At 47.4% G+C, this 24803-nt stretch carries 24 protein-coding genes; 10 read left to right on the top strand and 14 right to left on the bottom strand.

Going from position 1 to position 24803, the window contains the following annotated elements:
• Positions 1 to 14: 14 nt before the first annotated feature.
• Together KNP04_RS11580 and KNP04_RS11575 are read right to left on the bottom strand one after the other, a co-directional pair.
• Positions 15 to 1046 carry a DUF4097 family beta strand repeat-containing protein gene (locus tag KNP04_RS11580; RefSeq protein ID WP_214876274.1) on the bottom strand — a complete coding sequence of 344 codons (1032 nt, stop codon included), beginning with the start codon at positions 1044 to 1046 and terminating at the stop codon, positions 15 to 17.
• The gene (locus KNP04_RS11575; RefSeq protein WP_214746862.1) at positions 1043 to 1363 is read right to left on the bottom strand and encodes a PadR family transcriptional regulator; all 321 of its coding nucleotides are present in this window, start codon (positions 1361 to 1363) and stop codon (positions 1043 to 1045) included. Before KNP04_RS11575 ends, KNP04_RS11580 begins: the two co-directional genes overlap by 4 nt.
• 189 nt (positions 1364 to 1552) lie before the next feature.
• Between KNP04_RS11575 and KNP04_RS11570 the strand changes: the two genes are divergently transcribed.
• Complete coding sequence (locus tag KNP04_RS11570; RefSeq protein ID WP_214876272.1) at positions 1553 to 3508, top strand: ATP-binding protein; 1956 nt, start codon at positions 1553 to 1555, stop codon at positions 3506 to 3508.
• A gap of 33 nt (positions 3509 to 3541) precedes the next feature.
• Here KNP04_RS11570 and KNP04_RS11565 read toward each other — a convergent pair whose 3' ends face one another.
• On the bottom strand, positions 3542 to 4339 hold the full coding sequence (locus KNP04_RS11565) for a glucose 1-dehydrogenase (RefSeq protein WP_214876270.1): 798 nt from the start codon (positions 4337 to 4339) through the stop codon (positions 3542 to 3544).
• 189 nt (positions 4340 to 4528) lie between these two features.
• Between KNP04_RS11565 and KNP04_RS11560 the strand changes: the two genes are divergently transcribed.
• Both KNP04_RS11560 and KNP04_RS11555 read left to right on the top strand, forming a co-directional pair.
• A complete protein-coding gene (locus KNP04_RS11560) occupies positions 4529 to 5851 on the top strand; it encodes a hemolysin family protein (RefSeq protein WP_214746854.1) in 1323 nt (440 codons plus the stop codon).
• A 199-nt stretch (positions 5852 to 6050) separates the two neighbouring features.
• Entirely contained in the window at positions 6051 to 7043 is a 993-nt protein-coding gene (locus KNP04_RS11555) for a 5'-3' exonuclease (RefSeq protein ID WP_074034157.1), read from the top strand.
• A gap of 13 nt (positions 7044 to 7056) precedes the next feature.
• On the opposite strand, the gene KNP04_RS11550 is transcribed toward KNP04_RS11555, so the two are convergent.
• Positions 7057 to 7860, bottom strand: coding sequence for a VOC family protein (locus KNP04_RS11550; RefSeq protein ID WP_214876267.1), 804 nt, complete (start codon positions 7858 to 7860; stop codon positions 7057 to 7059).
• Between the two features lie 106 nt (positions 7861 to 7966).
• On the opposite strand from KNP04_RS11550, the gene KNP04_RS11545 reads away from it, so the two are divergent.
• Both KNP04_RS11545 and KNP04_RS11540 read left to right on the top strand, forming a co-directional pair.
• Positions 7967 to 8293, top strand: coding sequence for a winged helix-turn-helix transcriptional regulator (locus KNP04_RS11545; protein ID WP_318247829.1), 327 nt, complete (start codon positions 7967 to 7969; stop codon positions 8291 to 8293).
• A 63-nt stretch (positions 8294 to 8356) separates the two neighbouring features.
• A complete protein-coding gene (locus KNP04_RS11540; protein WP_214876263.1) occupies positions 8357 to 9364 on the top strand; it encodes a S66 family peptidase in 1008 nt (335 codons plus the stop codon).
• Positions 9365 to 9368: 4 nt separating this feature from the next.
• Here KNP04_RS11540 and KNP04_RS11535 read toward each other — a convergent pair whose 3' ends face one another.
• Positions 9369 to 10559, bottom strand: a complete 1191-nt coding sequence (locus tag KNP04_RS11535; protein WP_214876261.1) for a helix-turn-helix domain-containing protein — start codon at positions 10557 to 10559, stop codon at positions 9369 to 9371.
• Positions 10560 to 10669: 110 nt separating this feature from the next.
• On the opposite strand from KNP04_RS11535, the gene KNP04_RS11530 reads away from it, so the two are divergent.
• Positions 10670 to 11923, top strand: coding sequence for an MFS transporter (locus KNP04_RS11530; protein WP_214876259.1), 1254 nt, complete (start codon positions 10670 to 10672; stop codon positions 11921 to 11923).
• Positions 11924 to 11944: 21 nt separating this feature from the next.
• On the opposite strand, the gene KNP04_RS11525 is transcribed toward KNP04_RS11530, so the two are convergent.
• The 4 genes from KNP04_RS11525 to KNP04_RS11510 form a co-directional block, all read right to left on the bottom strand.
• On the bottom strand, positions 11945 to 12241 hold the full coding sequence (locus tag KNP04_RS11525) for a DUF3817 domain-containing protein (protein ID WP_074034148.1): 297 nt from the start codon (positions 12239 to 12241) through the stop codon (positions 11945 to 11947).
• 80 nt (positions 12242 to 12321) lie between these two features.
• Positions 12322 to 12828, bottom strand: a complete 507-nt coding sequence (locus KNP04_RS11520) for a DoxX family membrane protein (protein ID WP_214746834.1) — start codon at positions 12826 to 12828, stop codon at positions 12322 to 12324.
• 178 nt (positions 12829 to 13006) lie between these two features.
• Positions 13007 to 13420, bottom strand: coding sequence for a pyridoxamine 5'-phosphate oxidase family protein (locus tag KNP04_RS11515; protein ID WP_214695810.1), 414 nt, complete (start codon positions 13418 to 13420; stop codon positions 13007 to 13009).
• 117 nt (positions 13421 to 13537) lie between these two features.
• Positions 13538 to 13738 carry a cold-shock protein gene (locus tag KNP04_RS11510; RefSeq protein WP_015880427.1) on the bottom strand — a complete coding sequence of 67 codons (201 nt, stop codon included), beginning with the start codon at positions 13736 to 13738 and terminating at the stop codon, positions 13538 to 13540.
• A gap of 262 nt (positions 13739 to 14000) precedes the next feature.
• Between KNP04_RS11510 and KNP04_RS11505 the strand changes: the two genes are divergently transcribed.
• Entirely contained in the window at positions 14001 to 15599 is a 1599-nt protein-coding gene (locus tag KNP04_RS11505; RefSeq protein WP_214876257.1) for a glycoside hydrolase family 55 protein, read from the top strand.
• On the opposite strand, the gene KNP04_RS11500 is transcribed toward KNP04_RS11505, so the two are convergent.
• Both KNP04_RS11500 and KNP04_RS11495 read right to left on the bottom strand, forming a co-directional pair.
• Positions 15563 to 16069 (bottom strand): flavodoxin domain-containing protein, encoded by a 507-nt coding sequence (locus KNP04_RS11500; protein ID WP_214876255.1) that lies wholly within the window; start codon positions 16067 to 16069, stop codon positions 15563 to 15565. The two genes, KNP04_RS11505 and KNP04_RS11500, sit on opposite strands and share 37 nt — an antisense overlap.
• A 103-nt stretch (positions 16070 to 16172) precedes the next feature.
• A complete protein-coding gene (locus KNP04_RS11495; RefSeq protein ID WP_214876253.1) occupies positions 16173 to 17822 on the bottom strand; it encodes a glycoside hydrolase family 13 protein in 1650 nt (549 codons plus the stop codon).
• Positions 17823 to 17945: 123 nt separating this feature from the next.
• On the opposite strand from KNP04_RS11495, the gene KNP04_RS11490 reads away from it, so the two are divergent.
• From KNP04_RS11490 to KNP04_RS11480, 3 genes are all read left to right on the top strand, one after another.
• Positions 17946 to 18737, top strand: coding sequence for an AraC family transcriptional regulator (locus KNP04_RS11490; protein ID WP_214876251.1), 792 nt, complete (start codon positions 17946 to 17948; stop codon positions 18735 to 18737).
• 77 nt (positions 18738 to 18814) lie between these two features.
• Positions 18815 to 20155, top strand: a complete 1341-nt coding sequence (locus KNP04_RS11485; RefSeq protein ID WP_214876249.1) for a globin family protein — start codon at positions 18815 to 18817, stop codon at positions 20153 to 20155.
• A gap of 19 nt (positions 20156 to 20174) precedes the next feature.
• Entirely contained in the window at positions 20175 to 21074 is a 900-nt protein-coding gene (locus KNP04_RS11480) for a class F sortase (RefSeq protein ID WP_214876241.1), read from the top strand.
• A gap of 49 nt (positions 21075 to 21123) precedes the next feature.
• Here the strand turns inward: KNP04_RS11480 and KNP04_RS11475 are convergent, their stop codons facing one another.
• The 3 genes from KNP04_RS11475 to KNP04_RS11465 all read right to left on the bottom strand — a co-directional run bounded on the left by KNP04_RS11475 (position 21124) and on the right by KNP04_RS11465 (position 24663).
• Positions 21124 to 21831: an ABC transporter ATP-binding protein gene (locus KNP04_RS11475; RefSeq protein ID WP_214695778.1), complete on the bottom strand. Its 708-nt coding sequence runs from the start codon at positions 21829 to 21831 to the stop codon at positions 21124 to 21126.
• A complete protein-coding gene (locus KNP04_RS11470; protein ID WP_214876232.1) occupies positions 21831 to 23468 on the bottom strand; it encodes an ABC transporter permease in 1638 nt (545 codons plus the stop codon). The genes KNP04_RS11475 and KNP04_RS11470 overlap by 1 nt, the downstream gene beginning before the upstream one ends.
• Before the next feature lie 133 nt (positions 23469 to 23601).
• Positions 23602 to 24663 (bottom strand): Fe(3+) ABC transporter substrate-binding protein, encoded by a 1062-nt coding sequence (locus KNP04_RS11465; RefSeq protein WP_214876230.1) that lies wholly within the window; start codon positions 24661 to 24663, stop codon positions 23602 to 23604.
• Positions 24664 to 24803 lie beyond the last annotated feature (140 nt).

The raw sequence follows: 24803 nt of genomic DNA, 5'->3' as shown, positions 1-24803 counted from the left end.
TGGAGGGGCTACGTTTATCCTGATACCGTGACGCTTCCGTTTGAGCTTGTTAGTTTCACTTCAATGGATCCTTCACCGAACACGCACTCTTTCGACCGTTCTCCGAACACATTGACTTTTCCATTCCGTGACTTTGCCCGAATCGTCACATCTTCCGGACGTTCATCCACGTGCAAGTCAATCTTTCCGTTGTTTGTCTTCAAACGAATCGGTGCTTGAATCGATTGAACGAGGCAGTCAATCCGGCCGTTCGACGTCTTGGCATCAATGGCTCCTGTGACGTGATCAACATCGATTCGACCGTTCGAGGAATGGATATTGATGCGCTCTAGCCGAGAGTGCTTCGCTTCAACACGACCGTTTGAGGAATGAAGCTCCCAATCGTGACCATGACAGTCTGATGCGAGCACTTTCCCGTTCGATGTGCGAAGTTCGCCATGACGTGCTTGAATGTGATGTGCGATGATTCGCCCATTCTCGCTCTCTACGAGTAAACGTTCCGCTTGAAGATCTTGTACATCACTCGAACCGTGACGATTCTTCAATTGAATTTGATGATAGGCGTGATGAGGTAGCTCGACCCGAAGGACCGGTGCTTTTGACCCAAACCACGAAAACAAATCAGACAGACCGAAACGACGTTCGGATTCAATCCGAATTTCTAACGTGTCCCCGACGATATCCATGACAACCCCATGGTCGGTCTCTGTTTCAAGTGTCGCGTACGCATACCCATCTTGTGATGGTGTCACGAACACCTGCGCATGTTGAACTTGAATGAGGACGCTTTGGAAAGCGACGGTCGAACTTTTGACAACTGCAGGCGGTCGTGTCGACTCCGCTACTTCAAAATCGACAGAAGCAAGTAGTTCCGATGCGAGCACGCTCGGTTCCCCTAACTCGCGCGCCATCTCTTCATCACTTCTTCCTTCTAATCGACCGCTCGTGAAGTACTCAGACACATCTCGTAAAATATCGAGGCGATCTTTCACCTTCACGTTCATCAATAATTGCTCAAGTTCTGACAAGTACTGTTCTTCATTCATCTGTCGTCTCCCCCTCGGATTAAGTCATTGACGCCGTTCGTGAATACATTCCATTCTGTTCGTAACTCAGCCAAATGTGTAAGCCCTTGTTCCGTGATCTGATAGTACTTCCGCGGCGGCCCTTCTCCGGACTCCATTAAATACGTTGTGAAATAGCCCTCTGTCGTCAAGCGACGCAACAACGGATAGACGGCACCTTCTGAAATGGCTACTTTGGCCGAAATCGCTTGGACGAGTTCATAGCCGTAGCGGTCTTGTTCCGCTACAAGCGCCAGCACACAAAGATTGAGTACGCCCTTCTTGAATTGAGGATTCATGATCCCACCCCCTACTATACATAGAACAATAGCACATCAACCACTACTATTCAATAAACAATAGTATTCATTCCCCTGATTTCTCAATATCTAGCTTCTGAGGAGGTGAATCTGTACAATAAAAGAACGACACTCGTAGGATATTTGTCACAGTCGGAATGTTCATCATTCTAGGAAGGAACGGTCTTTATGAAGTCATGGATTGACCAGCGGATCGGAAGACAATTTTTATTCGTCTTCTATTTATTCATCGGACTGATCCTCCTCACATCACTTGCCGTATATGTGTATACGGAAAACCAAATCGAACAGACGACGTCATCGCTCGAGAACATCAGTGAACGGCGCACAAATGCGACCGAATTGTTCGAGACATGGCAGTCGATGCAATATGAAATGCGCGGCTACGTACTCCTCGGAGACGATGCGATGCTAGAGCGCGTACAAGATAAACAAGTTTTGATTGACGAACAGACGACTTGGTTCGAACAGAACGCCGTAACCGATAAGGAAAAAACGTATGCGAGCGATGCCCGTACGCTGTTTGTCGCTTATCAAGAACGCGTCATGCCAAGCCTTGAACGTTATGTAGAAGGAAAACGGGACGGAAGTGTGACCGAACCCTTTTTAAAAATGCCAACGCTCGGGAAGGTAAACCCTCAAAAAGAGCCGCCGGCAGACCGTAAATTTAAAATCAACTCGAAAAGTGCCGCAGATATGAGCGCGAGCATCGTCGATATGGAGAGCGTCTTCACGGAATATCGGAACTCACTGAACGCAGAAGAGGATGCGCTCCGTGCTCAACTTGCGACACATACGAAATGGGCACAAGCTTTATGGCTCCTCTCCTTACTCGGAGTCCTATTCATTCTCTTCATCGTCGCTCGCCCTTACGTCAGACGCTTAACGGGTCAACTTCAGGAATTGATTGAAAACAGCAAGCGCCTGGCCGGAGAGAAGCAACCGGTCACGCCGGTCACCGTTCAATCTAAAAACGAAGTCGGTCAACTGACAACCTCATTCCGTCAGATGGCTTCGTCACTCACGACGCAGCGCCATCGAATCGAAGAAGAGCGTGAGAAGACAGCGCGTCTCCTTCACTCCATCCGCGATGCCGTCATCTATGTCGAGCACGCAACAAGCGAAAAAGTAGCCAATCAAGCCCTCTTCGTCTTGTTTAACCAACCGATCACAAAGCGAAACGAAGTCGACTTATACCGTTTAGACGCCAGCCTTGAAGAACTTGGACTGCAGGTGGACCAAAAGGATGACTTTTTCGCGTTCATGGAGCGGTCGTTTGACGGACAGTGTAAAGAAGAGAGCGTCACGTTCTCGATGAACCAGGAAGAGCGCTTCATTCAAATGTATGCGGAGAAGATTTACTTGAGAGGAACACGCCATGGCACGATGCTCGTCTTCCGTGATGTCACGCATGAGACTGAGGTCGACCGTTTGAAAACTGAACTCGTTTCGACCGTCTCCCATGAACTTCGTACCCCACTCACGAGTATCATCGGATTCACCGAGCTTCTCCGTTTCCGAAAACTTTCAGCCGAACGTTCGGAGAAATATTTGGGGATGATTCATCAAGAGACATTGCGTCTCGAAGATTTGATTTCCAACTTGCTCGATGTCCAACGGATGGAATCAGGACAACAGACGTATCATAACGAATCCGAGCGCCTGTCCGACATCCTGAAACAGGCTATCGCGGTGCATCAAGGGGCAAGTCAACATCATCATATTTCGTTTGATTGTCAGGAAGATCTTTACGTATATGGAGACCGAACGCGACTTAATCAACTTTTCATGAATCTGCTTCATAATGCTGTGAAGTATTCTCCTCATGGTGGAGACATCCATGTTCGCGTCGCATGTGAGCGACCGGATTGGATTGATATTTCGATTGAAGACCATGGAATCGGGATTCCTCAAACCGCACTGTCGAAGTTGTTTGACAAGTTTTATCGTGTCGACAATTCCGCCAGTCGCAAAATCGGAGGCACCGGCCTTGGTCTCGCGATTTGTAAAGAGATTGCAGAAGGTCATGGCGGCACAATTCATGCCACATCGAACATCGGTAAAGGTTCCATTTTCACCGTTAGTCTTCCAAAAATGGATGTAACGAGTCAGATGAGTAGCTAAACGAAAAGAGGGTGCGATAGCGCACCCTCTTGTTTACTGTACTTTATTCTCTGGACCGAATGATGGATAAAGTGATAGTCCACCATCCGCAAAAATCGTTGTCCCTGTAACATATGACGATTCATCCGACGCGAGCCATGCGGCAACGGCAGCGATTTGTTCCGGTTTCCCGATGACGTGAGATGGGATGAGTGCCTCTAACCCTTCCTTCTCTTCTGGGTCGCTCATTGTCTCTTCGTTGATTGGCGTATCGATTGCCCCTGGTGCGATCGCATTAACACGAATGTGATTCGGTGCATATTCGAGAGCGACTGATTTCGTAAACATTTTTACGCCGCCCTTACTTGCTGCGTAATGTGTATAACCTGGACGTGGAATGATTTCGTGAACGGAAGACATGTTGATGATATTGCCTTCGATTTCGTTCTCAACGAAGTACTTCAAGGCAGCACGGACACCAAGGAACGTACCGTTCAAGTTGACGTCGATAATCTTCTTCCAATTGTCGAATTCCATCTCATGTGTTTTCGCTTCGACTTGAACGCCCGCGTTATTCACGAAAATATCCATCTTCCCAAACTCAGAAATGGCTTTCTCGATCATCTTCTCCGCGAGTCCTTCTTCCGAGACGTCCCCTTTTACGGCGACGGCTTTCCCACCACCCGCCTCGATGCCGCGGATGACTTCTTCCATCTCTTTTTCACTACTACGATAATTCAGGACGACGTTCATCCCTTCTTTCGCATAGCGTTCCCCGATTGCTCGACCGAGACCTTTCGAGCTTCCCGTGATGACCGCGACTTTTCCTTTTAACTCTGGATAGTTTGCCATGTGAATTCCTCCTTCATCTTCTCGTTTTTAGTTCCCACATTCCCCTCTTCATCAAACATGATTGGCTGCATTTTGAATATTTGAAACAAATCAACTATACTGAAACAAACTATTCGTTTTCAGGAACTGCCTGAAAGACGTTTGATCTTATACTCAATGGAGGTGACTCCCCGATTTTTGGGGGAATTGTTGGACAGTCCCATGTTACTCAGCTTACTCATCGTTGCGCTCTTAATCTTTTTGACTGCCTTTTTCGTGGCAGCCGAATTTTCAATTGTGAAAGTGCGTGGCGCTCGACTCGACCAGCTCGTGCTTGAAGGAAACAAGAAAGCGGTCAGCGCAAAAAAAGTCATCGAGAATATCGACGACTCCCTTTCTGCATCTCAGTTCGGAATTACGCTTTCTGCACTCGGACTCGGGTGGATTGGTGCCGATCAAATCGAAACATATATCCACACATGGGTCGACCAGTTGAACTTATCGCCGTCTCTCGTGACATTCTTGTCGTTCCTGATCGCATTCTTACTCATTGCGTTCCTGCACGTCGTCATTGGAGAACTTGTGCCGAAAACACTTGCGGTCCATGAAGCCGAAAAGTTGACGCTCCTTGTCGCACGTCCGCTCTACGTGTTCACGAAAATCTTCTACCCGTTCATTCGTGCCTTGAACAGCATGGCACGTCTCACCCTCCGCTTATTCGGGGTGCAGACAACGGCTCAGGAGACGGCACACTCAGAAGAAGAGCTGAAAATCATCATGACGGAAAGTTTCCGCAGTGGTGAAATCAACGAAAACGAGTTGGCATATGTACAAAACATCTTCTCGTTTGACGAACGAATTGCCAAGGATGCCATGGTTCCACGTATGAACATGGTAACAATCGATGAAGAAGATACGATTGAAGAGATCATTTCAGTTGTCGAAGAGCACCAGTATACGCGTTATCCGGTCACACGAGATGGCGACCGCGACGACGTGCTCGGATTTGTGAATGCAAAACAACTCTTCACTGCTCAACTTTCGAAAAATGACGCACCGTTCGAGTCGTTCATTCATCAATTGCCACTCGTCACCGAGTTCACGCCGCTTCAAGAAGCGATGGTGAAGATGCAAAACGCGCAGACGATGATGTGTTTAGTCATCGATGAGTACGGGGGTACTGCCGGCCTCTTAACGATTGAAGACATCCTAGAAGAAATCGTCGGTGAGATTCGCGACGAGTTCGACCGAGATGAACAAGCAGAAATTACAGAAATTGCTCCGAAACATTACCGTCTCTCTGGACTTGTGTTAACACAAGAACTCGAGGAACGGTTCGGGATCGAAATCGAAGATGATGTCGATACAGTCGGCGGATTTGTCTTATCGCAAAAAGCGAACGCTCGGACGGGCGAACGCTTCCTCTTACCTGGCGACCATGAATTGATTGTCAGTGAAGTCGATAACCATCGAATCGTCTTCGTCGACCTGATTTTAGCTTCACATGAAGAGGAAGAGCCTCTCTCAGAATAAGGTTTCTGTCAAACCCTTCTCCTTGATTTGGAGAAGGGTTTTTCATGTGTGAACCGAACTGTCGCTATATTTTCGCCTCTTGCCGTGATATACTGCACATATGTTGCTTATTTGAGTGTCACGCACTCAATGACACAACATCACCGAAACATGGCGAGATGTTCGGTTTAAACAGAAAGAAATAGAAAGAAGGTTACGCATGGAACGCAAACTATTTTTGATTGACGGTAACTCCATGCTGGCCAGTGCTTACTATGGTGCCGCCGCGAGCCGAACAAAAAAAGGACGCGAGGTATCCAAAAACGATCGGAGTGCCGTCATCGGAATGACCGGCCTCATCCGGACGATTCTACGCAGACATCGTCCGACTCACTTTGTCGTCGTCTGGGACGTCTCACGTGAAACATTATGGCGTCGAGAACTCTACCCGGGCTATAAACGCCGCAGACGTCAAACACCGCCTGAATTGAAAGCGCAGATGGAACTCATGCGCCAACTGCTTGAGGATAGTGGAATTCCACAATTCCAAGTAGAAGGCTATGAAGGGGAAGATTTAATCGCCCACATCGCACGTAAATTCAGTTGCAGTGCACCTGTGGTCATCATGACAAAAGACAAAGACTTGTTACAGCTTGTCAGTCCACGAATCACCGTTTGGTTGCAAACACAGGAGCTTCAGCAAATGCAGGCTCGCTGTGACATTCGTGATAACCGTCCGTTACCGCTCAAACGTCATTTAGAAATTCGACCAGAAGAGATTGCGGCGTTATACGAAGGGTTGAAACCGAAACAGCTGTCAGCCGTTAAAGCGTTGACGGGAGACCGTTCAGACGGAATTCCACCCGTTGCGGGACTTGACGAAAACCAATCGGTCCAACTAATCAAACGATTCGGTTCGCTCGATAAGCTGTATTCTGCCTTGAGTATCAAAGGGGATAAACGACAACAAGTAAATGAAACGATCGCGGCACTGACGTCAGAGGAGGTGCCCCGTAACTTGAGACGAACACGCAAAAAAGCAGAGCGCAACATGGAGCTCGTTCGTCTTGATGTCACGGTGCCGGCACTTGACCATTTGAAGTTGGCTCATCTCGAGCTCAGCCTCAACCCGAAGCGAGTCGAGCAAGCGTATCAAAAACGCGGACTTCGTCTCTCCTTCAATGCAGGTCAGAAGAAAACATCCGCACGTTAAAAAGAACGGCCGCTCATGCGCCCGTTCTTTTTATATGCACAGTAATTCCATCTTCATCCGTCAACGTCCATTCAGACGATGTTCCACCTAACGCCTGGTTTGTCTCTTCGTTGACAAGAAGTGTCCACGCTTCGAGTCCGGCTTCGACCCCTAGAGCTTCACTCGGACGTGCCCACACGTTCGTGCCGATGTGATGATGATACCCGTCTGCCGCTAAGAACAGTGCCCCCGGATAAGAATCCGTCGTAACGGAAAATCCGAGTCGGTCATGGTAGAAGCGTTTCGCCGCTTCAATCGACCGGACTTTAAAGTGCACATGTCCCATCGTCGTGCCGTCCGGTAACCCTGCGAATGGTCGATTCACTGCAGCTTGAAGCATCGATTCATAATCGACCGGTTCAGTCGCCATCTTCACATGCCCGTTCGCTTCATAGCTCCATTGTTCTTTCGGACGATCGGCATATAGCTCGATCCCGTTCCCTTCTGGGTCACTCAAGTAGAACGCTTCACTCACTAAATGGTCGCCTTGTCCGACTTCGATGCGTTGTTCGATGAGGTGCGCCAAGATGCTTCCTAACTCTACACGATCTGGCAATAAAATCGCTAAATGAAACAACCCTGCCGCCCGCGGATTCGTCTTCGCCTGTGGAACATGGTGCAAGATGACGAGCGGACGCTCTTTCGTACCGAGCGTGGCAAGCTCTTCGGTTTCTTCTAGGACACTCATCCCAATCACGTCTACATAAAATTGTTTCACCTGTTCGATGTCACGGACGCGTAACGTCACCGGTCCTAGTTCAATTTGTTCGATTTTCATATACAATCACCTCACCTTCACTATACCCGCTCGGTTCACATTGCAGAAGTAGGCACAAAAAGGTGGTATAGTTACTTCAACGATACTAATGGAAAGGAAGAGCGATGTGACCAAGATAACAAGCTGCGAAGTCGATACGGCACTCGAACTGATTACAGGAAAATGGAAACACTCCATCCTCCTCGCCTTAATCAATGGTGATACGCTACGCTTCAGTGAGTTGAAACGAGCGTTACCAAAAATCAGTCAAAAGATACTGACCGCACAACTCCGTGACTTAGAAGAACAAGAGATCGTCATCCGAACCGTCTATCCAGAAGTCCCTCCCCGTGTCGATTATCGTTTAAGTGAGTATGGGAAAACACTGATCCCGATTCTTGAAGCGATGAATGAATGGGGAATGCGTCACGCCGAACGGATGCGCTCCAACTAGTTGTCCACATGTGGATAACCGTTTTAACCGATTTCATTTATCACTTATCCACAGGAGGTCATCATGATTCGTTATCCACAGTTATCCGGTCATCAAATCGGTGTCACCGCTCCCTCATCAGGTATACCAACAGAATTACACCATTTATTGCATCAAGCGGAACATAAGTTTTCCAATCGAGGGTTCACGTTACAATTCACCCCGAATGCGTGGAAACAACGATTTGGGAAGTCTGCTCCGGCTCGGGTCCGTGCACATGAACTGACATCCCTACTTCAAGATGACAATGTCGACTTGATCATCCCGCCCTGGGGTGGGGAGCTCTTAATGGAAATCCTCGATCAAATTGATTGGCAATCCTTACCCGCGAAATGGATGCTCGGTTATTCGGATACGAGTTTGTTACTCTTCGTCTATACATTAAAAACTGGAATCGCCTCGGCCCATGGTCCGAACTTAGTCGATTTGCGTGCAGATGTATGGGACGAGACGAGTTCGCGCTGGCTAGATGTTTTGTCGACGCGGATCGACGAGACGGTCATCCAACGCTCGTCCGAGAAGTTCCAAAAAGAATGGCAGTTTGACAATCCGACGCCACATCTGTTTCATTTGACGGAAGCGACTGAATGGAAAGCAATCGGTGGTCAACACGCAACAGGTCGATTGCTCGGCGGATGTCTTGACGTGCTCTTACATACAATCGGGACACCGTATGGAGACGTTAAGACGTTCCAACACGAGCACCTGAATGATGAACCGATTCTTTGGTATTTTGAGAACGCAGAGATGAACGTTCCGGCATTAAAAAGGACCCTCCTTCAAATGAAATGGGCCGGTTGGTTCGATCATACGTCTGGTATTCTATTCGGACGAAGTGATGCCCCATCTGTGCATCAAGACTATACGGCCGAGATGGTGTATGAGGAGCTCCACCACATGTTAGGAGTCCCTATCTTTTTTGATATCGATTGCGGACACGTTCCCCCGCAGATGACGCTCATCAACGGGGCCCACGCCTCTGTGCAAGTCGAGCATGGTCAAGGGACATTGATTCAAACGTTCAAGGGCTGATTCGTCAGCCCTTGATTTGTTGTAGCAACGTTTCTAAACGTTTGCGAAACAGTCCTTGCGGGAATTCGGCTACTTGTTCTTCGATGACCGATACCCAGTCGTCTCCACATCCGTTCAGTGTTCCCCTTAATAACCCTTCGTAGTAAATCGCGATATCGACTAAACTATGTGCTTTCCACTCGTCTCTGTTTTCCCATAATGCCAATAAACACTCTCTTCCTTTTTCCGATTCCCCTCGAAAAGCATAGTACACACCTTTCGCCATCGAAATCGCCGCAATGAACGGCTCGATCTCTGTCGTGAGTGATTCCATCAATTTGACGTTTTCCCCTAATTGATCGATATGTCGATATTCCATCGCATAGAGTGCTTCAGAAAGTGCCACTTTGATTTCTGCCAAGCGGTCTTCCGTGAATTGAATGTATTGCTTCGCCTTTTGTAGAGACTCACGAACTTGCTTTTCATCGTTCAAATAGAGCGCACAAATCGAAATGGTGCGATACACGTCGTCCGCACGGTAGTAGATTCTTGTCCGTTTCATATACTCGAGCACGTCTTCAAGCTGTCGAATCGAATCTTCCAAATCCTCATCACAAAGAAGGTTTTTAAATACGATCAACATGACATACTCAGTTCTCGTTTTCGTTTTCATATATTTCGCATCAAGAAGTTCGATCGCGTCAATCCGTTCAAGCGATTCCTCAAATCGATTCCACATCAATAAATAATAAGCCTGGCTGATTCGTCCCATTGCCAATTCATCAGATTCACCTAGCTTCTCAAAAATTTCAATGGCACGGTCGTAATAGGTCAATACCTTCTCATTTTCCCCTTCTTGAAAGTACGTATCCCCATACAACATGTATGCTTTACCTTGCCATACGGAGTTCATTTCTTCTTTTAAGTATGGGGAAAGCATCTGTCGTATTTCTTGATCTGGACGCGAAACGAGTGTCATTTCTTCATATTCTAACTGTTCGACCATCGTTTGTAGTTCAGCTTCTTTCGGGTCAGTCAATAACTGTTGCATCGAGACATCTAACCGACTTGCGAGTTCTCGTAAACTACGCATCGATGCCTCCGCTTTCCCATTTTCAATCATACTGAGCATCGACTTCGTGACGATTCCTTCCGCCAACTGCGTTTGGGTCATTTTTTTCTGTTTTCGTAACACTTTAATTCGTTCACCAATCATATGCCACCTCTATAAGTTAAATTATATTGAACTTTATGTTTACATTTCACTCGATTACCTTTATGATAATGTTAAATCACATTTAACTATTTTGTAAAGGAGTGTTCTCTATGAAATTCTTATCTTCCAATTTATCGATTTTATTACTCGGTAAATTCATGTCACTTTTCGCATCCAACTTATTTACGTTCGTAGCGGGATTAACGGTGTTGACGACGACTGGATCTGGATTACAATTCGCATTTGTCTTACTGGCAGGCACATTGCCACGCGTTCTTTTGTCACCATTTGCCGGCGCTTATGCGGACAAACTTGACCGAAAACGAGTCATCATCAAGATGGAGTCTTTGAATGGAGGATTATTTTTACTCGCAGGGATCGCAAGTTTGCTTTGGACGTTCGAAGCACCTGCCTTTTATGTCATCACATTCTTCCTATCCATCGTCTCTACCTTCTTATCGGTCACGCTATCGAGTTCGATCCCACTTCTATTCGAAGAGGAAGAGCTTCAACGTGCCAACTCCCTCATTCAGAGCATCATCTCCATCTCAAGTATCGGCACTCCGCTTCTTGCCGGAGCACTGTTTAAACTCATACCGATTTCAGCTTTTTTATTCAGTTCAGCCCTATTCTTCATGATTGCCGCCTTGCTTGCTTCTCGACTCACATTTCATCAGAAAGAGATTGCTCCAACCGAACAATCCACCTGGGAAGATGTACGGTCTGGTCTCTCTTATTTGAAGCAGCAACGAGTTTTATGGACTGTCGCCGTTCTAGCTGCCTTCTTGAACTTCTTTTTCGTCGCGACAGAAGTGTTGTTCCCGATAGCCGCTTTACAAGAGGTCGGCGTGTCTCCGTTTCAGTTTGGACTACTTGAAAGCATGGTTGCCATTGGATTCTTAATCGCTTCTTTACTTCACGCCTTGCCACTATTCAAAATCAAACATCGCCTGTCGACCATGCGATCTGCACTGACCATACTCAGTGTTCTATTTGTCGGCCCTGCCATTCCATTATATTTGAACTTCAACATCCTCACTTCGATTTTCTTTTTCGCAATGTTCGCCTTATTGAGTGGTTTCTTTATCGTACGTGTCAACGTTCCGATTCAATTGCTTTTACAAACGAATACGGATCCGAATTATTTAGGTCGCGTGATCGGGGTACTCGAGTCACTTGCGATGGGTATCACGCCAATCGGTTTTATTCTATTCGGGGTATTGAGTGATCTTGTACCAGTCGCACATCTATACACTGCATGTATGATTGGCCTACTCCTATGTACCTTCACGCTCACATATCGGATTCGCCATGACATCCAAGCGGAACGAGCAGCAGCTCAGTCAATTGAACAAGCATCTTAACAAAAAAAGACATCGAACGAATCAGTTCGATGTCTTCTCTGTTGACGGGAGTACCCGTTTCTCTAATAAAAATGGTCCGAATGGGATGACGGATGCCATGACGGCAAGCGTCAGCACTTTGAAGCCCCAACGGAAGCGCCACGCCATGTACATGGCCGCAAGTACGTAGGCCACAAACAAGAAACCGTGCGCTGCGCCGACAATACTGACCGCGAGTGGAATACCCGCCATATACTTCAATGGCATCGCGATAAACAGTAACAACAAGAAGGACACACCTTCTGTGTAGCCAAGCCATTTAAAATGAGTCGTAGTCATATGCGTTCTCCTTTATCTCTGTAGGCTATATCTATCGTAGCCGAAACATGAGAGGTTTGTCACAGGAGAGTGCATAAAAGTTACGAAGCTATTTGACGATTTGGTGAACGATGCAATACTTTCGTTTCGACGAAGTTGCGAAGGAACAAACCATCGACTCCGATTTTCCCTGCGTTATGTCCAGCAACCAAAATCAATACAGATACGATCAACATCGTTGGGTTCGTACTGACCGTTCCAGAGAGCAAGAAAGCCATGTTCATGACAAGCCCGAAGAACGCCGCGCTACGTGTGAGTGCACCGAGCAATAACCCTAACCCGACCAAAAATTCACCATAAGGAATGAGGATATCGAACAATCCAGCGTTTGGAATCGCAACGTTTTCTAAGAATGCAGCCCACCATCCTGCGACAGCTGGATGTTCTCCAGTCGCGAGTGTCACCGCGTTGTTTAAGAATCCCTCCGTTCCAAAGCCACCTGTGATTTTACCCCAACCTGCTGTTAACCAATGATAACCGAGCCATACACGTAACACCGTCAAGATTGCCGTAGCGATGTTATGATTTTGCCAAAATTTCGTGAACATGATGATTCCTCCTTTTCAAGAAATTGAATAAATGAATAATGTGATTACATTCACAATATACCATCTATGTTCACTATTTCACATATGAATTTTTGTTTGTTCATGATTCGTCCATATGTACGTCACACTCTATTCATATCCATCAAAAAGACGCCTACTTGAGGCGTCTTTGAGGATTTTACAAGGTCACTTCTTGAGGTGGCTGACCTTTCTTGTTCATCACACGCATCGATTCCGGCTCGATTTTGAGGATGACCAGCTTCGGATCGTCTGGTCCATCAAACCAGCCTTCGAGTTTGTCGTTCCACACTTTTTCTTTCATCGATTCATCATCTGACACAGTCGCTTTCCCTAAGATTTCTAAGTACGTGTCGCCGACCCCATCGCCATCATAACCAATCAAAATATGCGTATATGGATTCTTCTCTAATTCCTCCACCTTATCTGTATCGTTCGAGGTTGCTGTGTAGAGTGTAAAATCATCATGGAAAAATGTCATGTAACGACTATGTGGCTTCACCTTATACACGGTCGCCATCGTCCCTACATCACTTGAATCTAGGATTTTTAAAGCTGTTTCTTTTGCACTCATTCCGAATTCCTCCTTCATGATTTGTCGCTCGTATACTGTTCCCTCAAACTACACGATTAAACACAAAAAAACCTGCTCGCCGATGCGAGCAGGTATCATATTCCTTAGAAAGGAAGATTAGATTTTTTCAACGTTAGAAGCTTGTGGTCCACGAGCTCCGTCTGTGATTTCGAAAGTTACTTCTTGGCCTTCTTCAAGTGTTTTGAAGCCGTCGCCTTGGATTGCTGAGAAGTGTACGAATACGTCGTCTCCGCCTTCCATTTCGATGAAGCCGTAACCTTTTTCTGAGTTAAACCATTTTACTTTACCTGTGTTCATGAATGAACCCTCCTGAAATAAACGCTATGCGTTATAGTAGTGCCTTACTAGAAAAAACTTGACCAAAAAAAATACAAGCCTCTGGATTATCTAATGAAAAATAATCCCAAGCACTTGTGAATTATGATTCCAGCTATTCTTAATTAAGCACATATTGAATATAACACGACTAGATGCTTCTGTCTAGTAAATACTTCTGATTGCTAAAAAACGGGGTGAAACGGGTACATGCTAGAGAAGATGATGCGAGGAGGATCTTATGATGAAAAACACAAGCGACCCGCAATCAATCGCTTCGATGATTGCCTCTTATTCTGATTGGTCGGAAGAAGACCTCATCCAGCGAACACTCGAATGGCACCGCGCCACGCGCGAGACAGCTTACTCAGAGCAGCAACAATCCATCCCTTGCCGAATTCCAATGACAGAACGCATTACGCCTGTTCAAACGTCACTCCCGCTCGAACAAATGGACGGAATGGTTCGTCCTGTTTGGATGCGCCGACTCGATGCGGAATATTTGAATCTGATGCAGGTCACAAAACAACGTGTTGATGTGACAGACTATGGCGCCGTCGGGGACGGACAAACGGATTGCACGCTCGCTTTTCGTCTCGCCCTCCGCTCTAACCGCCGCGTCTTTGTCCCGGCAGGTGTATATATCGTTCGGGGCATTCGCCTTCCTTCGAACTGCGTGTTAGAAGGTGCCGGACAGGACGTCACCATTCTAAAACTATCGGATCGTGCCCCAAAGCATCGAAGACTGTTACGAAACGCCACCCTATTTGCGGGAAACCATCATATTGAGGTATGTCACCTGACGCTCGATTGGAACGTCGCACGATTAGGCGATGCGAAACGGACGACGAGCGGTGACACGACATCGAGTGCCTTGACGTTTGCGCATGTGACGTATGGCTGGGTGCATCATGTGACGGCTAAAAATGCCGGTCTTCATGCGTTCGACATCACGTCTCCACACTATCATTACTTAGGGGACGGCCTCCGTGCCGCAAACGGCAGTCGGTATATTCATCTTGATCACCTTGAGGCGACGAACTATGGGGATGACGGAATCACGACACACCATAGCGATGCCATTTATATCACTAACTGTTATTGTCATCATCCTCATGGTCGAACACATGCTGTTGGATTCTCAAATTCGAATGGCATTGAGATCGACGATGGATCGCGGCACGTCACACTCGTAAACAATAAAAGTGAAGGATGTTTTGGCGGAATCGAAGTAAAGGCACATGGAACCTCATCCGCAGCTCATGACGTTCATATCTTCGGCCATCTTTCGGTGCATGACAATCGTTCATTTAACTTCCGTCACATTGGTCATCATTTAGCAGACGATCCCGATTCGAAGACAGCACGCTTTCTATCTGGTACGAATTTAGTATCCGTCGAACCGGTTAGAAGCTCGCTATATGCGAAATCCTCTCCAAGAAGTTTAGTCGTCTCGGCCTATCAGGACGTCTTGATTCATGGATTTACCGCGATTGGTGACCCAACTTACGATTATGAAAAACATCCGGCACTGGCGATTCAATACAAGTCTCGACGCGTTCAATTACATCGCATCTCCGTGCGCGGATTTACAACCTCGAGAGCTGATCTCGAACTGTTCGGAGGGGATAACCGGACCGATGAAGTGACCATCGAAAACTTACGATGCCACGAATCTGCGCCAATCGCGTTAAGAATAGGACGCCAGCTGGAGAGGATCGCACTTTATCACATCGAAGGACAGAAAAAAAGCGGAGATGTACTCATCTCCACGAAAAGTCCGATCGATGTGCAAGGTATACTCGCTTACGGATTCTCGGACCGAGTGCGTTCGGACGTTTGAGCCGCCTCGACAAGCCGATCCAGTTTGTCCTCATCGAGTTCAAGCGAGCTTTCTTTCTGTTTGGCCATCATGCGGACGATCGCTTTGTCTAAAAAGCCCATTCGTTCAAAGTCATACCCACTTCCGACGACTTCGACGAAATAGGCATGTTCGCGCAGCGTAGCACGATAGGCTTCTTCTAGCTCGCGAATCCTCTCCGATTCCGTCGGTGTCCCGGCACACAAATATAGAGCGAGAGGATGCTCCAGCAAGTGTGCTTCATGAAGCGTCAACCATTCTTTCATCTCGTCCTGGATGGTACCCATCCGAATCGAACTGCCGACGATGACGTGATCCACCGTCTCCCACATGACGTTCGGCTCTTCTACGATATTTTGGACATGAACGTCTCCCGATAACCGTTCAGCGAGTAAAGACGCCACTTGTTCACTCGTTCCATATCTGGAAGAGTACGCGATTAAAGTACCCATGTCGTTCCCTCTTTTCATGTCAGACGTTACTTACACTATTCCCGAATCGTGAGAAGAAGATACGCGACCACTCAAAAAAGCTCGCCGTCTGGCGAGCTTTTCGTCACAGTTTATACACTTGTGCTTCGTAAGGACGAAGGGTGAACGGTTCAATCGGTTCCATGTTTCCGATGACGCGTTCTTTTACGTCATATGGTAAGTCACGTTGTTGTGTGTCACCTGAGAAGTTACAGAGCACGAGCCATGTCTCTCCTTCGAACGAACGCGTGAACGCATAGACTGCCTCATCTTCCGGTAACAACAGCTCATACTTTCCATAGACAACGATTGGATTGGCTTTACGGAGCGCAATCAATTGACGGTAGTAATGAAAGAGCGAGCTCGGGTCTTTCCGTGCCGCTTCCGCATTGATGTCGACATAGTTCGGGTTGACCCCAATCCATGGTGTCCCTGTCGTGAAGCCACCATGTGCTTCGTCCGACCATTGTACTGGTGTGCGTGAATTGTCACGTCCTCGCTCATGGATTCCCCGGAAAATCTCGTCGTGCGTCAACAACCCTTTTGATGTGTAGTCACGGTAGGCGTTTAACGTTTCGATATCTCGGTACTGATCAATCGAATCAAACGCGACGTTTGTCATCCCGAACTCTTCCCCTTGATAAATGTAAGGTGTGCCTTTCAATAGATGAAGAAGTGTCGCAAGCATCTTCCCGGAACGGACGCGATATTCCGGAGAGTCGTTCCCGAAGCGCGAGATAGCACGGGGCTGATCATGATTACTCCAATACAGGCTGTTCCATCCTTCTTCTTCCAGTCCTTCTTGCCAACGCGAGAAGATTGTCTTCAACTCTGTGAGTTTCCAGTCCGTCGGATTCCATTTCCCGAAGCTGCCGTTTCCGACGTCTACGTGCTCAAAATGAAAGACCATGTTCAGTTCGTTTCGGTCTTCCCCTGTATACAATTTCGCCTCTTCCACACTGACCCCTGGCATCTCACCGACCGTGATCGTGTCGTATTTCGATAAGACTTCTTGATTCATCTCTTGCATGAATTCATGGATACGTGGCCCGTTAAAGAAGAATGGCGTGCCGTCACCGTAACCTGTTCCTTGCGTTTGACCATCCGGATAGCTCGGGTCTTTCGAGATCATATTAATCACGTCCATCCGGAACCCGTCGACCCCTTTATCGAGCCAATACGTCATAAGATCGTACACTTCACGACGAAGCGTCTCGCTTTCCCAGTTCAAATCCGGTTGTTTCTTACTGAATAGGTGAAGGTAGTACTCATCGCTCGCCTCGTCATACTGCCAAGCGCTGCCGCCGAAGAAAGCTCCCCAGTTCGTCGGTGGCTGACCGTCTTTTCCTTTTTTCCAAATATAGTAGTCACGATATGGACTCTCTTTTGAAGAACGTGACTCCATGAACCACTGGTGTTCGTCAGAAGAGTGGTTAACGACAAGGTCCATCATGATTTTAATCCCGTGACGGTGTGCTTCCTCAAGCATCGCATCAAAGTCGTCCATCGTTCCGAACTCGTCCATGATGGCACGATAATCACGAATGTCGTATCCGTTGTCATCGTTCGGCGAATCGTATACCGGCGAGAGCCAGATGACATCGATCCCGAGTTCTGCCAAGTAAGACATCTTCTCCGTGATCCCTTGGATGTCACCAATCCCATCACCATTCGAGTCATTGAAGCTCCGTGGATAAATTTGATACACGACTGCTTCTTTCCACCATTGTTTCATGTTACGTCCTCCTTGAAGTTCATTTCCGTTTCAACGCTTTCATCGTACTGCCTTCAAGGATTCATGACCATCCATGATATGATTAGAATATGTACAATTTTGCTATAAAATGAGGAGACTATTATGGAAATCGGCTTTTGTGGCTATTCGTATCATACAACGACCTACACTTTTCCATTCGCTAACTTACTCGATACGTATCTGATTCGCTTACAGACAGAGGGGACGGCTCGGATCGTGGTCAATGGGGAAATGATGATCACACGACCTGGTGACGTATTGATTGTCCGTCCAGGTGACTTCTATGAAATGCACGTCGATACACCTGCGAGCGGAGACTATCATATCTTTTGCTCCGGACATGCGATGGATACATGGTGGCATGCGACTCCACGGGAGCGAATGTATGCCATCACCATCGATTCCCGCCTACTTTCGCTATGGCAACACATTACAGAGGAAGTGCGCCGTCCACCATCTGAACAAAGTGCGGTACTAATTGAAACTCTCGTCAAAGCGCTTCTACTCATGCTTGATCGTTCAATTCAAGATGTGCATTCCCAGGCGCGACCTCCAGTCGTCTCTCGTATGATGCGCTTTATCGAATCGCACGTCACGAGTGACTTCAAAGTGGTCGACGTCTCCGCAGCGGTCGGACTCAGTGTTTCACGGACCGTTCATCTCTTTAAAGAAGAGACCGGGATGACGATCATCGAATATGCACAATCGATTCGTTTACAGCTTGCCGAAGAGCAAATGCGCTATACAAAACATTCGTTAGAAACGATTGCGGAACTGTCTGGATTTCGAAGTTATCCATATTTCCACAGAATTTTTAAACGAAAATATGGCGTAGCACCAGGGGTTTATCGCACTCTTCAACAAAAAAACGAAAAAAAAATAAAAAAAGAGTGATCCATTTTTTGAACCGCTCCGTTAGATGGGTGTAAATAACGACAACAACACTCACTTACGAAAAGGAGCGATTACACATGAAGAAGAAGACGTTAAACAAAATCGTAGCACCGGCACTAGCCTTAGGACTACTCGTACCGGTCAACGCACAGGCAGCGGATCACACACCGACAGCAAGTACACCAGCAGGTGACCTTCGCGCCACACTCGATCAACTCTTATCTGAGCACTACGTATTAGCCGTCACATCGATGATGAAAGGATACGACGAGGCTGCAGATGCTGAGGTCGCGGATCAAGCACTCGATCAAAACGCGCTCGACATGACGCCAGCTATCGCTTCCATCTACGGTGAAGAAGGCGCTGCACAATTTGAAGACATCTTCCGTGGTCATAACGACTATTCAGATGATTTCGTAGAAGCTGCAAAATCAGACAACCAAGAACTACGCATGGAAGCTGAAGCTGAAGTCGATGAGTTCGTAGAAGAATTCTCAACATTCCTCGACGCAGCAACGGAAGGTAACTTACCGAAAGAAGCAGCAGCGGATGTACTTGAACTTCATGAAGACCAAGTCCTCTCTGTATTCGATAACTATGTCGAAGGAGATTACGAAGAAGCTTACATGACGTTCCGTGAAGGCTACAAGCACATGTTCAACATCAGTAAAGCCCTCTCAGGTGCAATCGTCACACAAATGCCTGACAAATTCACGACTGGAGCAGATACACCAGCTGTTGAACTCCGCTCAACATTGAACAGTCTTGCAGGTGAGCACTTCGCCCTCGCTGCAATCGGTATGCAAAAAGGATATGACCAAGCAGAGGACTATGACTACGTCACATGGGCAGAAGATCAGAACACACTCGACTTCAAAGCGGCCATCGCATCTGTATACGGTGACGAAGGTGCTGCACAGTTCGAAAAAGTTTGGAACTCAGATCACATCACAGCACAAGGTGATATCGTAGCTGCTACACTTGAAGGGGACGAAGCGAAAATCGAAGAAGCACGTATGCGCCTCGACCAATTCGCTGTCGACTTCAGCACATTCCTCGATGCAGCAACAGAAGGTAACTTGCCACAAGCTGCTGGTGAAGAAGCCATCAAACAGCACGAAGCGCTCGTACTCGACACATTCGATCAATATGTCGCAGGCGATGCAGAAGCGGCTTGGATGTCATTCCGTGAAGGATATGCGTTCATGTTCGGTGTTGGTGAAACACTCGGTAACGCGATCGTGACACAAATGCCTGACAAGTTTGAAGAAACAATGATGCCTGAAGAGATGCCTGAAACAGGTCTCGGTGGTGCACAAGAACAATCAATGAACACGCTCTACGCTGGATTAGCTGTACTTGGCGGAATCTTACTCGCCTTCGTAACGCTTCGCAAACGTAAAGTGTCTGAACAATAATCAATAAGGAGGGAGCCCCATGAACAAGCGCCATTTGTTTCTGGCGCTCTCTCTCTTTTGTTTTAGCTTCTGGACGTGGACGAGCGCCCAAGAATCGTCGTCACCACCTGTAGAAGAAAAACAAATAGAGGAGAGCCCGGATTTAACGGCTGAATTCTCACTTCTACAGGAAGAGGTGAAGAAGTTACGATTAGCGGAGGAAGAAGAAAATGCTAAGGCCGTCACCCCTGTTCAAATCCAAATTCCGAAAATCGATGTCGACACCGCCATCGAACAAGTCGGGGTACTAGAAAACGGACAGATGGGTGTTCCAGAAGATGAAAATCAGGTCGGGTGGTTCGAACCTGGTGTCACACCAGGAAGTAAAGGAAATGCCGTGATCGCCGGTCACGTCGACAGCAAGACCGGCCCGGCCGTCTTTTATCAACTCAATCAACTTAAAGAAGGCGATGACGTTCTGATTCTAGACGAAGCCGGAAACACACTTCGGTTCCGCGTCACAAAAACAGAACGCTATGATACGAAAACTGCGCCAATCGAAGAGATTTTCGGTGCCACATCAAATCGCAATTTAAATTTGATCACCTGTTCTGGTACGTTCGGGGACGGGGGCTACGATGAACGATTCGTCGTATATACAGAGCTAGTGGATACCGAGCTGAACGAAACTGTCGATCTCGAGATTCCAACGGCAGTCGAGCGACAAGGAAACTTGTTAACCTGGCACGCCGTGCGTCAAGAGAGCGTGATCGGATATCGCATCTATGAAGTCGTCGACGGAAAAGCGACTCATATCGAAAGCGTCCCATCCCATGCAAGAAAGAGTATCGAAGTCGCAAGTGAGACAGGTGTTTCTTATTATGTGACTGCGATTGACCAACTTGGAAATGAGTCGAAACCTTCCGAGATGACCAAATGATAAAAGACCCCTTACTCACTTTTAACGTGTGAATAAGGGGTCTTCTCTATTATACGAAGCAAGGAATCTGCGGGTTGAACGTCTTGTTGTTCTCCGTCATGACTTGCTTTTTAATTTTGCCTTCTCCGAGGTAGACGATGCGGTCAGCAAGCGCCTCTGCATCTTCCTCGTCGTGTGTCACGAAAATCGTCGTCGTACCTGTCTGCTTCAAGAGACGGCGAAGGTCGTCGCGAATCCGATGTTGAAGTGACGTGTCGAGGTTACTGAACGGTTCGTCTAGAATCAACAGTGCTGGTTTCGGTGCGAGTGCACGCGCGAGCGCGACACGCTGTTGTTGTCCCCCACTGAGTTCGTACGGGTAGCGGTGGCGGAACTCCGTCAAGTTGACGAGCGCGAGCATCTCTTCGACACGTGCATTTCGTTCTTTCCGGCTTAGTTTATGAAGACCGAACCGAATGTTCTTTTCAACGGTCATGTGTGGGAAGAGTGCGTAGTCTTGGAAGACCATCCCGACGCCACGATCTTCTGGCGGCATGAACTGACAATCGTCGCAACAGACGCAGTCATTCACGACGACGACGCCCTGGTTCGGCATCTCGAGCCCTGCGATCAATCGGAGAATCGTACTTTTCCCAGAACCGCTGTCCCCAAGAAGCGAGACGATTTCGCCTTTTGTGATCGAAATCGAGAACCCTTTGATGGTTTCTTCATGTGCACCTTTATAGCTAAAATGTAAATCGTTGATTTGAACGAACATTAGTCGGCCTCCTTATCAAGCACCTTGTGGGAAACGAATATCAACAGTCCACTCATGAGGACGATGACGATGGAAGCGAGTGCCGCTTCGTGAATCTTCTCATCACTCACGTATTTGAACGCTTGTGTCGCAAGCGTCGAAAAGTTAAATGGTTGTAAAAAGAGCGTCAACGGCAACTCTTTCATAATATCAATAAAGACGAGGATAAATGCGCTCATGATGGCGCCTTTGATCATCGGGATATCCACGCGGAAGAACGTTTGAACCGTGTTCCATCCGAGCATGCGGGATGCTTCCGTGAACGATTTCCCGACCTTCTCGAACCCGCTCTCAATCGAGTTGTATCCGATGGCGAGGAAGCGGATGACGTAGGCGAAGATGAGCATGATGAGCGTCGTCCGAAACACAAACGTCTGACTCAAGTCGAGCGCCTTAGCCATATCGAGCACTTTGCCATCGAGCCATAAGAAGAGCGTGATGACCGCAATGGCGATCGCTGCTCCCGGAATCGAATACCCAAGCGTCGTCACTTTTGAAATGACGCGTGTCATGTTCGACGGGAAGAGCCGCGTGTAATTCGCAATGATGAGTGCAAACAACAGGATGATCACTGTCGCGATAAAGGCGACACGCACCGTATTCCAAACGAGTTGCCAAAATTCCTCTGTGAAGACCGTATCGAACGTCAGGAACGTCCAGGCCGTCAACTGCGTGAACGGAATGACGAATGCGATGGCAAAGATGATGGAGACATAAGCGAATACCGCGTAGCGATGCCAGCCTTGAAGCGGTCTCGGTTTGAGCGGTTTCACTTTCGTTGAAGCGTAACTGAATTGCTTCCGTCCTCGCACGAGTCGCTCCATCGTCAAGATGGCGATGACGAGAATCATGAGAGTACCCGCCAGCTTCAGCGCCGACGACGTATCCTTCATCCCAAACCATGTGCTAAAAATAGCGGTACTGAACGTCTGAATCCCGAAATATTTCACGACGCCATAGTCGTTGAGTACTTCCATCAAGACGAGACTGACACCGCCAATGATGGCGACTCGGGAAATCGGAATGACGACGGTGAAGAAAATATCCCACGAGCCACGACCGAGGATCCGTGCGTTTTCAATCATCGAGGACGATTGGTTATGCAGGAACGCTCGTGTGATCGTATAAATGTATGGATAGAGGAACAAGGTGAAAATAAACACTGTCCCTTGAATCGACATGATATTGAAGTACGACTGATCGACGGTGATCCCGAACTGGTTCCGTAGCGTTGTTTGGATCACTCCCGTGTAATTTAAAATGCCGTGATACGTATACGCCCCGATATAAGGCGGAATCGCGAGCGGCAAGATGAGTGCCCATTTAAAGAAGCGACGGAATGGAAAATCATAGACGGTCACGAACCAGGCAAGACTCGTTCCAATCACAGTCGTTAGGAGACCAGTAGCCACCATGATGAACAACGTGTTCCGCACATAACGGGGCAACAAATACTCTTGAATATGCTGCCAGTTGTCATTGACTGGTGCAAATAATTCCACGAGCACGACAATCCCCGGCAAGACGATCAATAAAATCGCGAGAAAGCTTAGGATCGCCCATCCATTCAGTTGTCGTTTTACCGCGTGCCAGTTCATGTCGTACCGCTCCCGTTCTGTAAACAATCAATTCCTGTCCCATCATATCAGTTTCTACGCGTCCCGTGTAGCGCTTAGGGTGTATGAAACGCAAAAACCTCCGGCCTGAACTCTCGTTCAAGCCGAAGTCATCTTACTTCCAACCTACTTCGTTAAAGATGCGGATTGCTTCTTGTTGGTTTTCTCCAAGTGCAGAGAGGTTGATATCTTGCTCTTTGAACTCGCCCCATGATTGAAGAAGCTCATTCGGCTCAACCGACTCGTTGACTGGGTATTCGTAGTTCACACTCGCAAATTTCTCTTGAGCTGACGGCTCTGACATGAACTCCATCAATTTTTGAGCATTTTCTGTATTCTTCGATGCTTTCGTCATTGCGATACCAGAAATGTTCACATGTGTACCTGTTGTATCTTGGTTCGGGAAGAAGACACCGAGTTGCTCGGCGACTTTCTTCTCTTCTTCGTCTTCAGAATTCAACATGAGCCCCATGTAGTACGTGTTCATGATGGCGACGTCCCCTTCACCAGCGACGACTGCTTTCGCTTGGTCACGGTCGTTCCCTTGTGGATCACGTGCCATATTGTTCACTAAGCCTTTCGCCCACTCTTTCGCCTCGTCGACTCCGTTCACTTCGATGAATGACGCGAGAAGTGAAATGTTGTACATGTTTTCAGATGGACGGACGAGTACTTTTCCGTTCCACTGTTCTTCTGTCAACGCTTCATACGTCGACAAATCTTCTGGTTTCACACGATCTTTTGAGTAAACGATGACACGCGCACGTTTTGTCAAACCGAACCATTCGTTGTCCGTGTCACGATATTTTGCAGGGATGTTTGACTCAAGCTCGTCGCTATCGACCGCTTGGAGATGTCCTGCTTCTTTCGCTTGATACAAGTTCCCAGCATCTGCCGTGATAAAGAGATCAGCCTCAGTGCTCTCTCCTTCAGTGTTCAAACGCTCAAGAAGTTCGTCACTCTTACCTTCAACGACGTTTACCTTGATGCCCGTTTCTTCTTCAAACTGCTTATATAATTGTTGATCGACATCGTAGTGGCGACTCGAGTAAACATTGACGACGTTCGAATCGTCCGAGCCTTCATTTGAAGTTGTCTCATCTGTGCTTGCACAAGCGGCAAGGAGTGATGTCGTTAACGCTGCTGAAATTCCTAAAGCTGCATATTTTTTGTTCATCTGTCATTCCCCCACGTTCAATGTTTTTTCTCTATGGTAATGATAATTACTCTCAGTACCTATCATCACTGATAATCATTCTCACGTCAAGGATTTTCTGCAATCGCTATCAGTTGAAATGTGTGATTTGTGACAGTTTT

This window comes from Exiguobacterium sp. CH10, from assembly GCF_018617635.1.
Taxonomy (GTDB): Bacteria; Bacillota; Bacilli; order Exiguobacteriales; family Exiguobacteriaceae; genus Exiguobacterium; species Exiguobacterium aestuarii_A.
The sequence above is the reverse complement of the archived record's forward strand: the minus strand, read 5'-3'. Positions and strand labels throughout refer to the sequence as shown.

Bases quoted from the DNA above. Each gene is read 5' to 3' on its own strand.
- KNP04_RS11530 (WP_214876259.1), top strand. From the start codon at position 10,670: ATGAAATTCTTATCTTCCAATTTATCGATTTTATTACTCGGTAAATTC.
- KNP04_RS11475 (WP_214695778.1), bottom strand. From the start codon at position 21,831: ATGTTCGTTCAAATCAACGATTTACATTTTAGCTATAAAGGTGCACAT.
- KNP04_RS11505 (WP_214876257.1), top strand. From the start codon at position 14,001: ATGAAAAACACAAGCGACCCGCAATCAATCGCTTCGATGATTGCCTCT.
- KNP04_RS11495 (WP_214876253.1), bottom strand. From the start codon at position 17,822: ATGAAACAATGGTGGAAAGAAGCAGTCGTGTATCAAATTTATCCACGG.
- KNP04_RS11580 (WP_214876274.1), bottom strand. From the start codon at position 1,046: ATGAATGAAGAACAGTACTTGTCAGAACTTGAGCAATTATTGATGAAC.
- KNP04_RS11465 (WP_214876230.1), bottom strand. From the start codon at position 24,663: ATGAACAAAAAATATGCAGCTTTAGGAATTTCAGCAGCGTTAACGACA.
- KNP04_RS11515 (WP_214695810.1), bottom strand. From the start codon at position 13,420: ATGAGTGCAAAAGAAACAGCTTTAAAAATCCTAGATTCAAGTGATGTA.
- KNP04_RS11470 (WP_214876232.1), bottom strand. From the start codon at position 23,468: ATGAACTGGCACGCGGTAAAACGACAACTGAATGGATGGGCGATCCTA.
- KNP04_RS11510 (WP_015880427.1), bottom strand. From the start codon at position 13,738: ATGAACACAGGTAAAGTAAAATGGTTTAACTCAGAAAAAGGTTACGGC.
- KNP04_RS11550 (WP_214876267.1), bottom strand. From the start codon at position 7,860: ATGAAAATCGAACAAATTGAACTAGGACCGGTGACGTTACGCGTCCGT.
- KNP04_RS11525 (WP_074034148.1), bottom strand. From the start codon at position 12,241: ATGACTACGACTCATTTTAAATGGCTTGGCTACACAGAAGGTGTGTCC.
- KNP04_RS11565 (WP_214876270.1), bottom strand. From the start codon at position 4,339: ATGGCAAACTATCCAGAGTTAAAAGGAAAAGTCGCGGTCATCACGGGA.
- KNP04_RS11535 (WP_214876261.1), bottom strand. From the start codon at position 10,559: ATGATTGGTGAACGAATTAAAGTGTTACGAAAACAGAAAAAAATGACC.
- KNP04_RS11490 (WP_214876251.1), top strand. From the start codon at position 17,946: ATGGAAATCGGCTTTTGTGGCTATTCGTATCATACAACGACCTACACT.
- KNP04_RS11555 (WP_074034157.1), top strand. From the start codon at position 6,051: ATGGAACGCAAACTATTTTTGATTGACGGTAACTCCATGCTGGCCAGT.
- KNP04_RS11575 (WP_214746862.1), bottom strand. From the start codon at position 1,363: ATGAATCCTCAATTCAAGAAGGGCGTACTCAATCTTTGTGTGCTGGCG.
- KNP04_RS11540 (WP_214876263.1), top strand. From the start codon at position 8,357: ATGATTCGTTATCCACAGTTATCCGGTCATCAAATCGGTGTCACCGCT.
- KNP04_RS11485 (WP_214876249.1), top strand. From the start codon at position 18,815: ATGAAGAAGAAGACGTTAAACAAAATCGTAGCACCGGCACTAGCCTTA.
- KNP04_RS11570 (WP_214876272.1), top strand. From the start codon at position 1,553: ATGAAGTCATGGATTGACCAGCGGATCGGAAGACAATTTTTATTCGTC.
- KNP04_RS11500 (WP_214876255.1), bottom strand. From the start codon at position 16,069: ATGGGTACTTTAATCGCGTACTCTTCCAGATATGGAACGAGTGAACAA.
- KNP04_RS11520 (WP_214746834.1), bottom strand. From the start codon at position 12,828: ATGTTCACGAAATTTTGGCAAAATCATAACATCGCTACGGCAATCTTG.
- KNP04_RS11480 (WP_214876241.1), top strand. From the start codon at position 20,175: ATGAACAAGCGCCATTTGTTTCTGGCGCTCTCTCTCTTTTGTTTTAGC.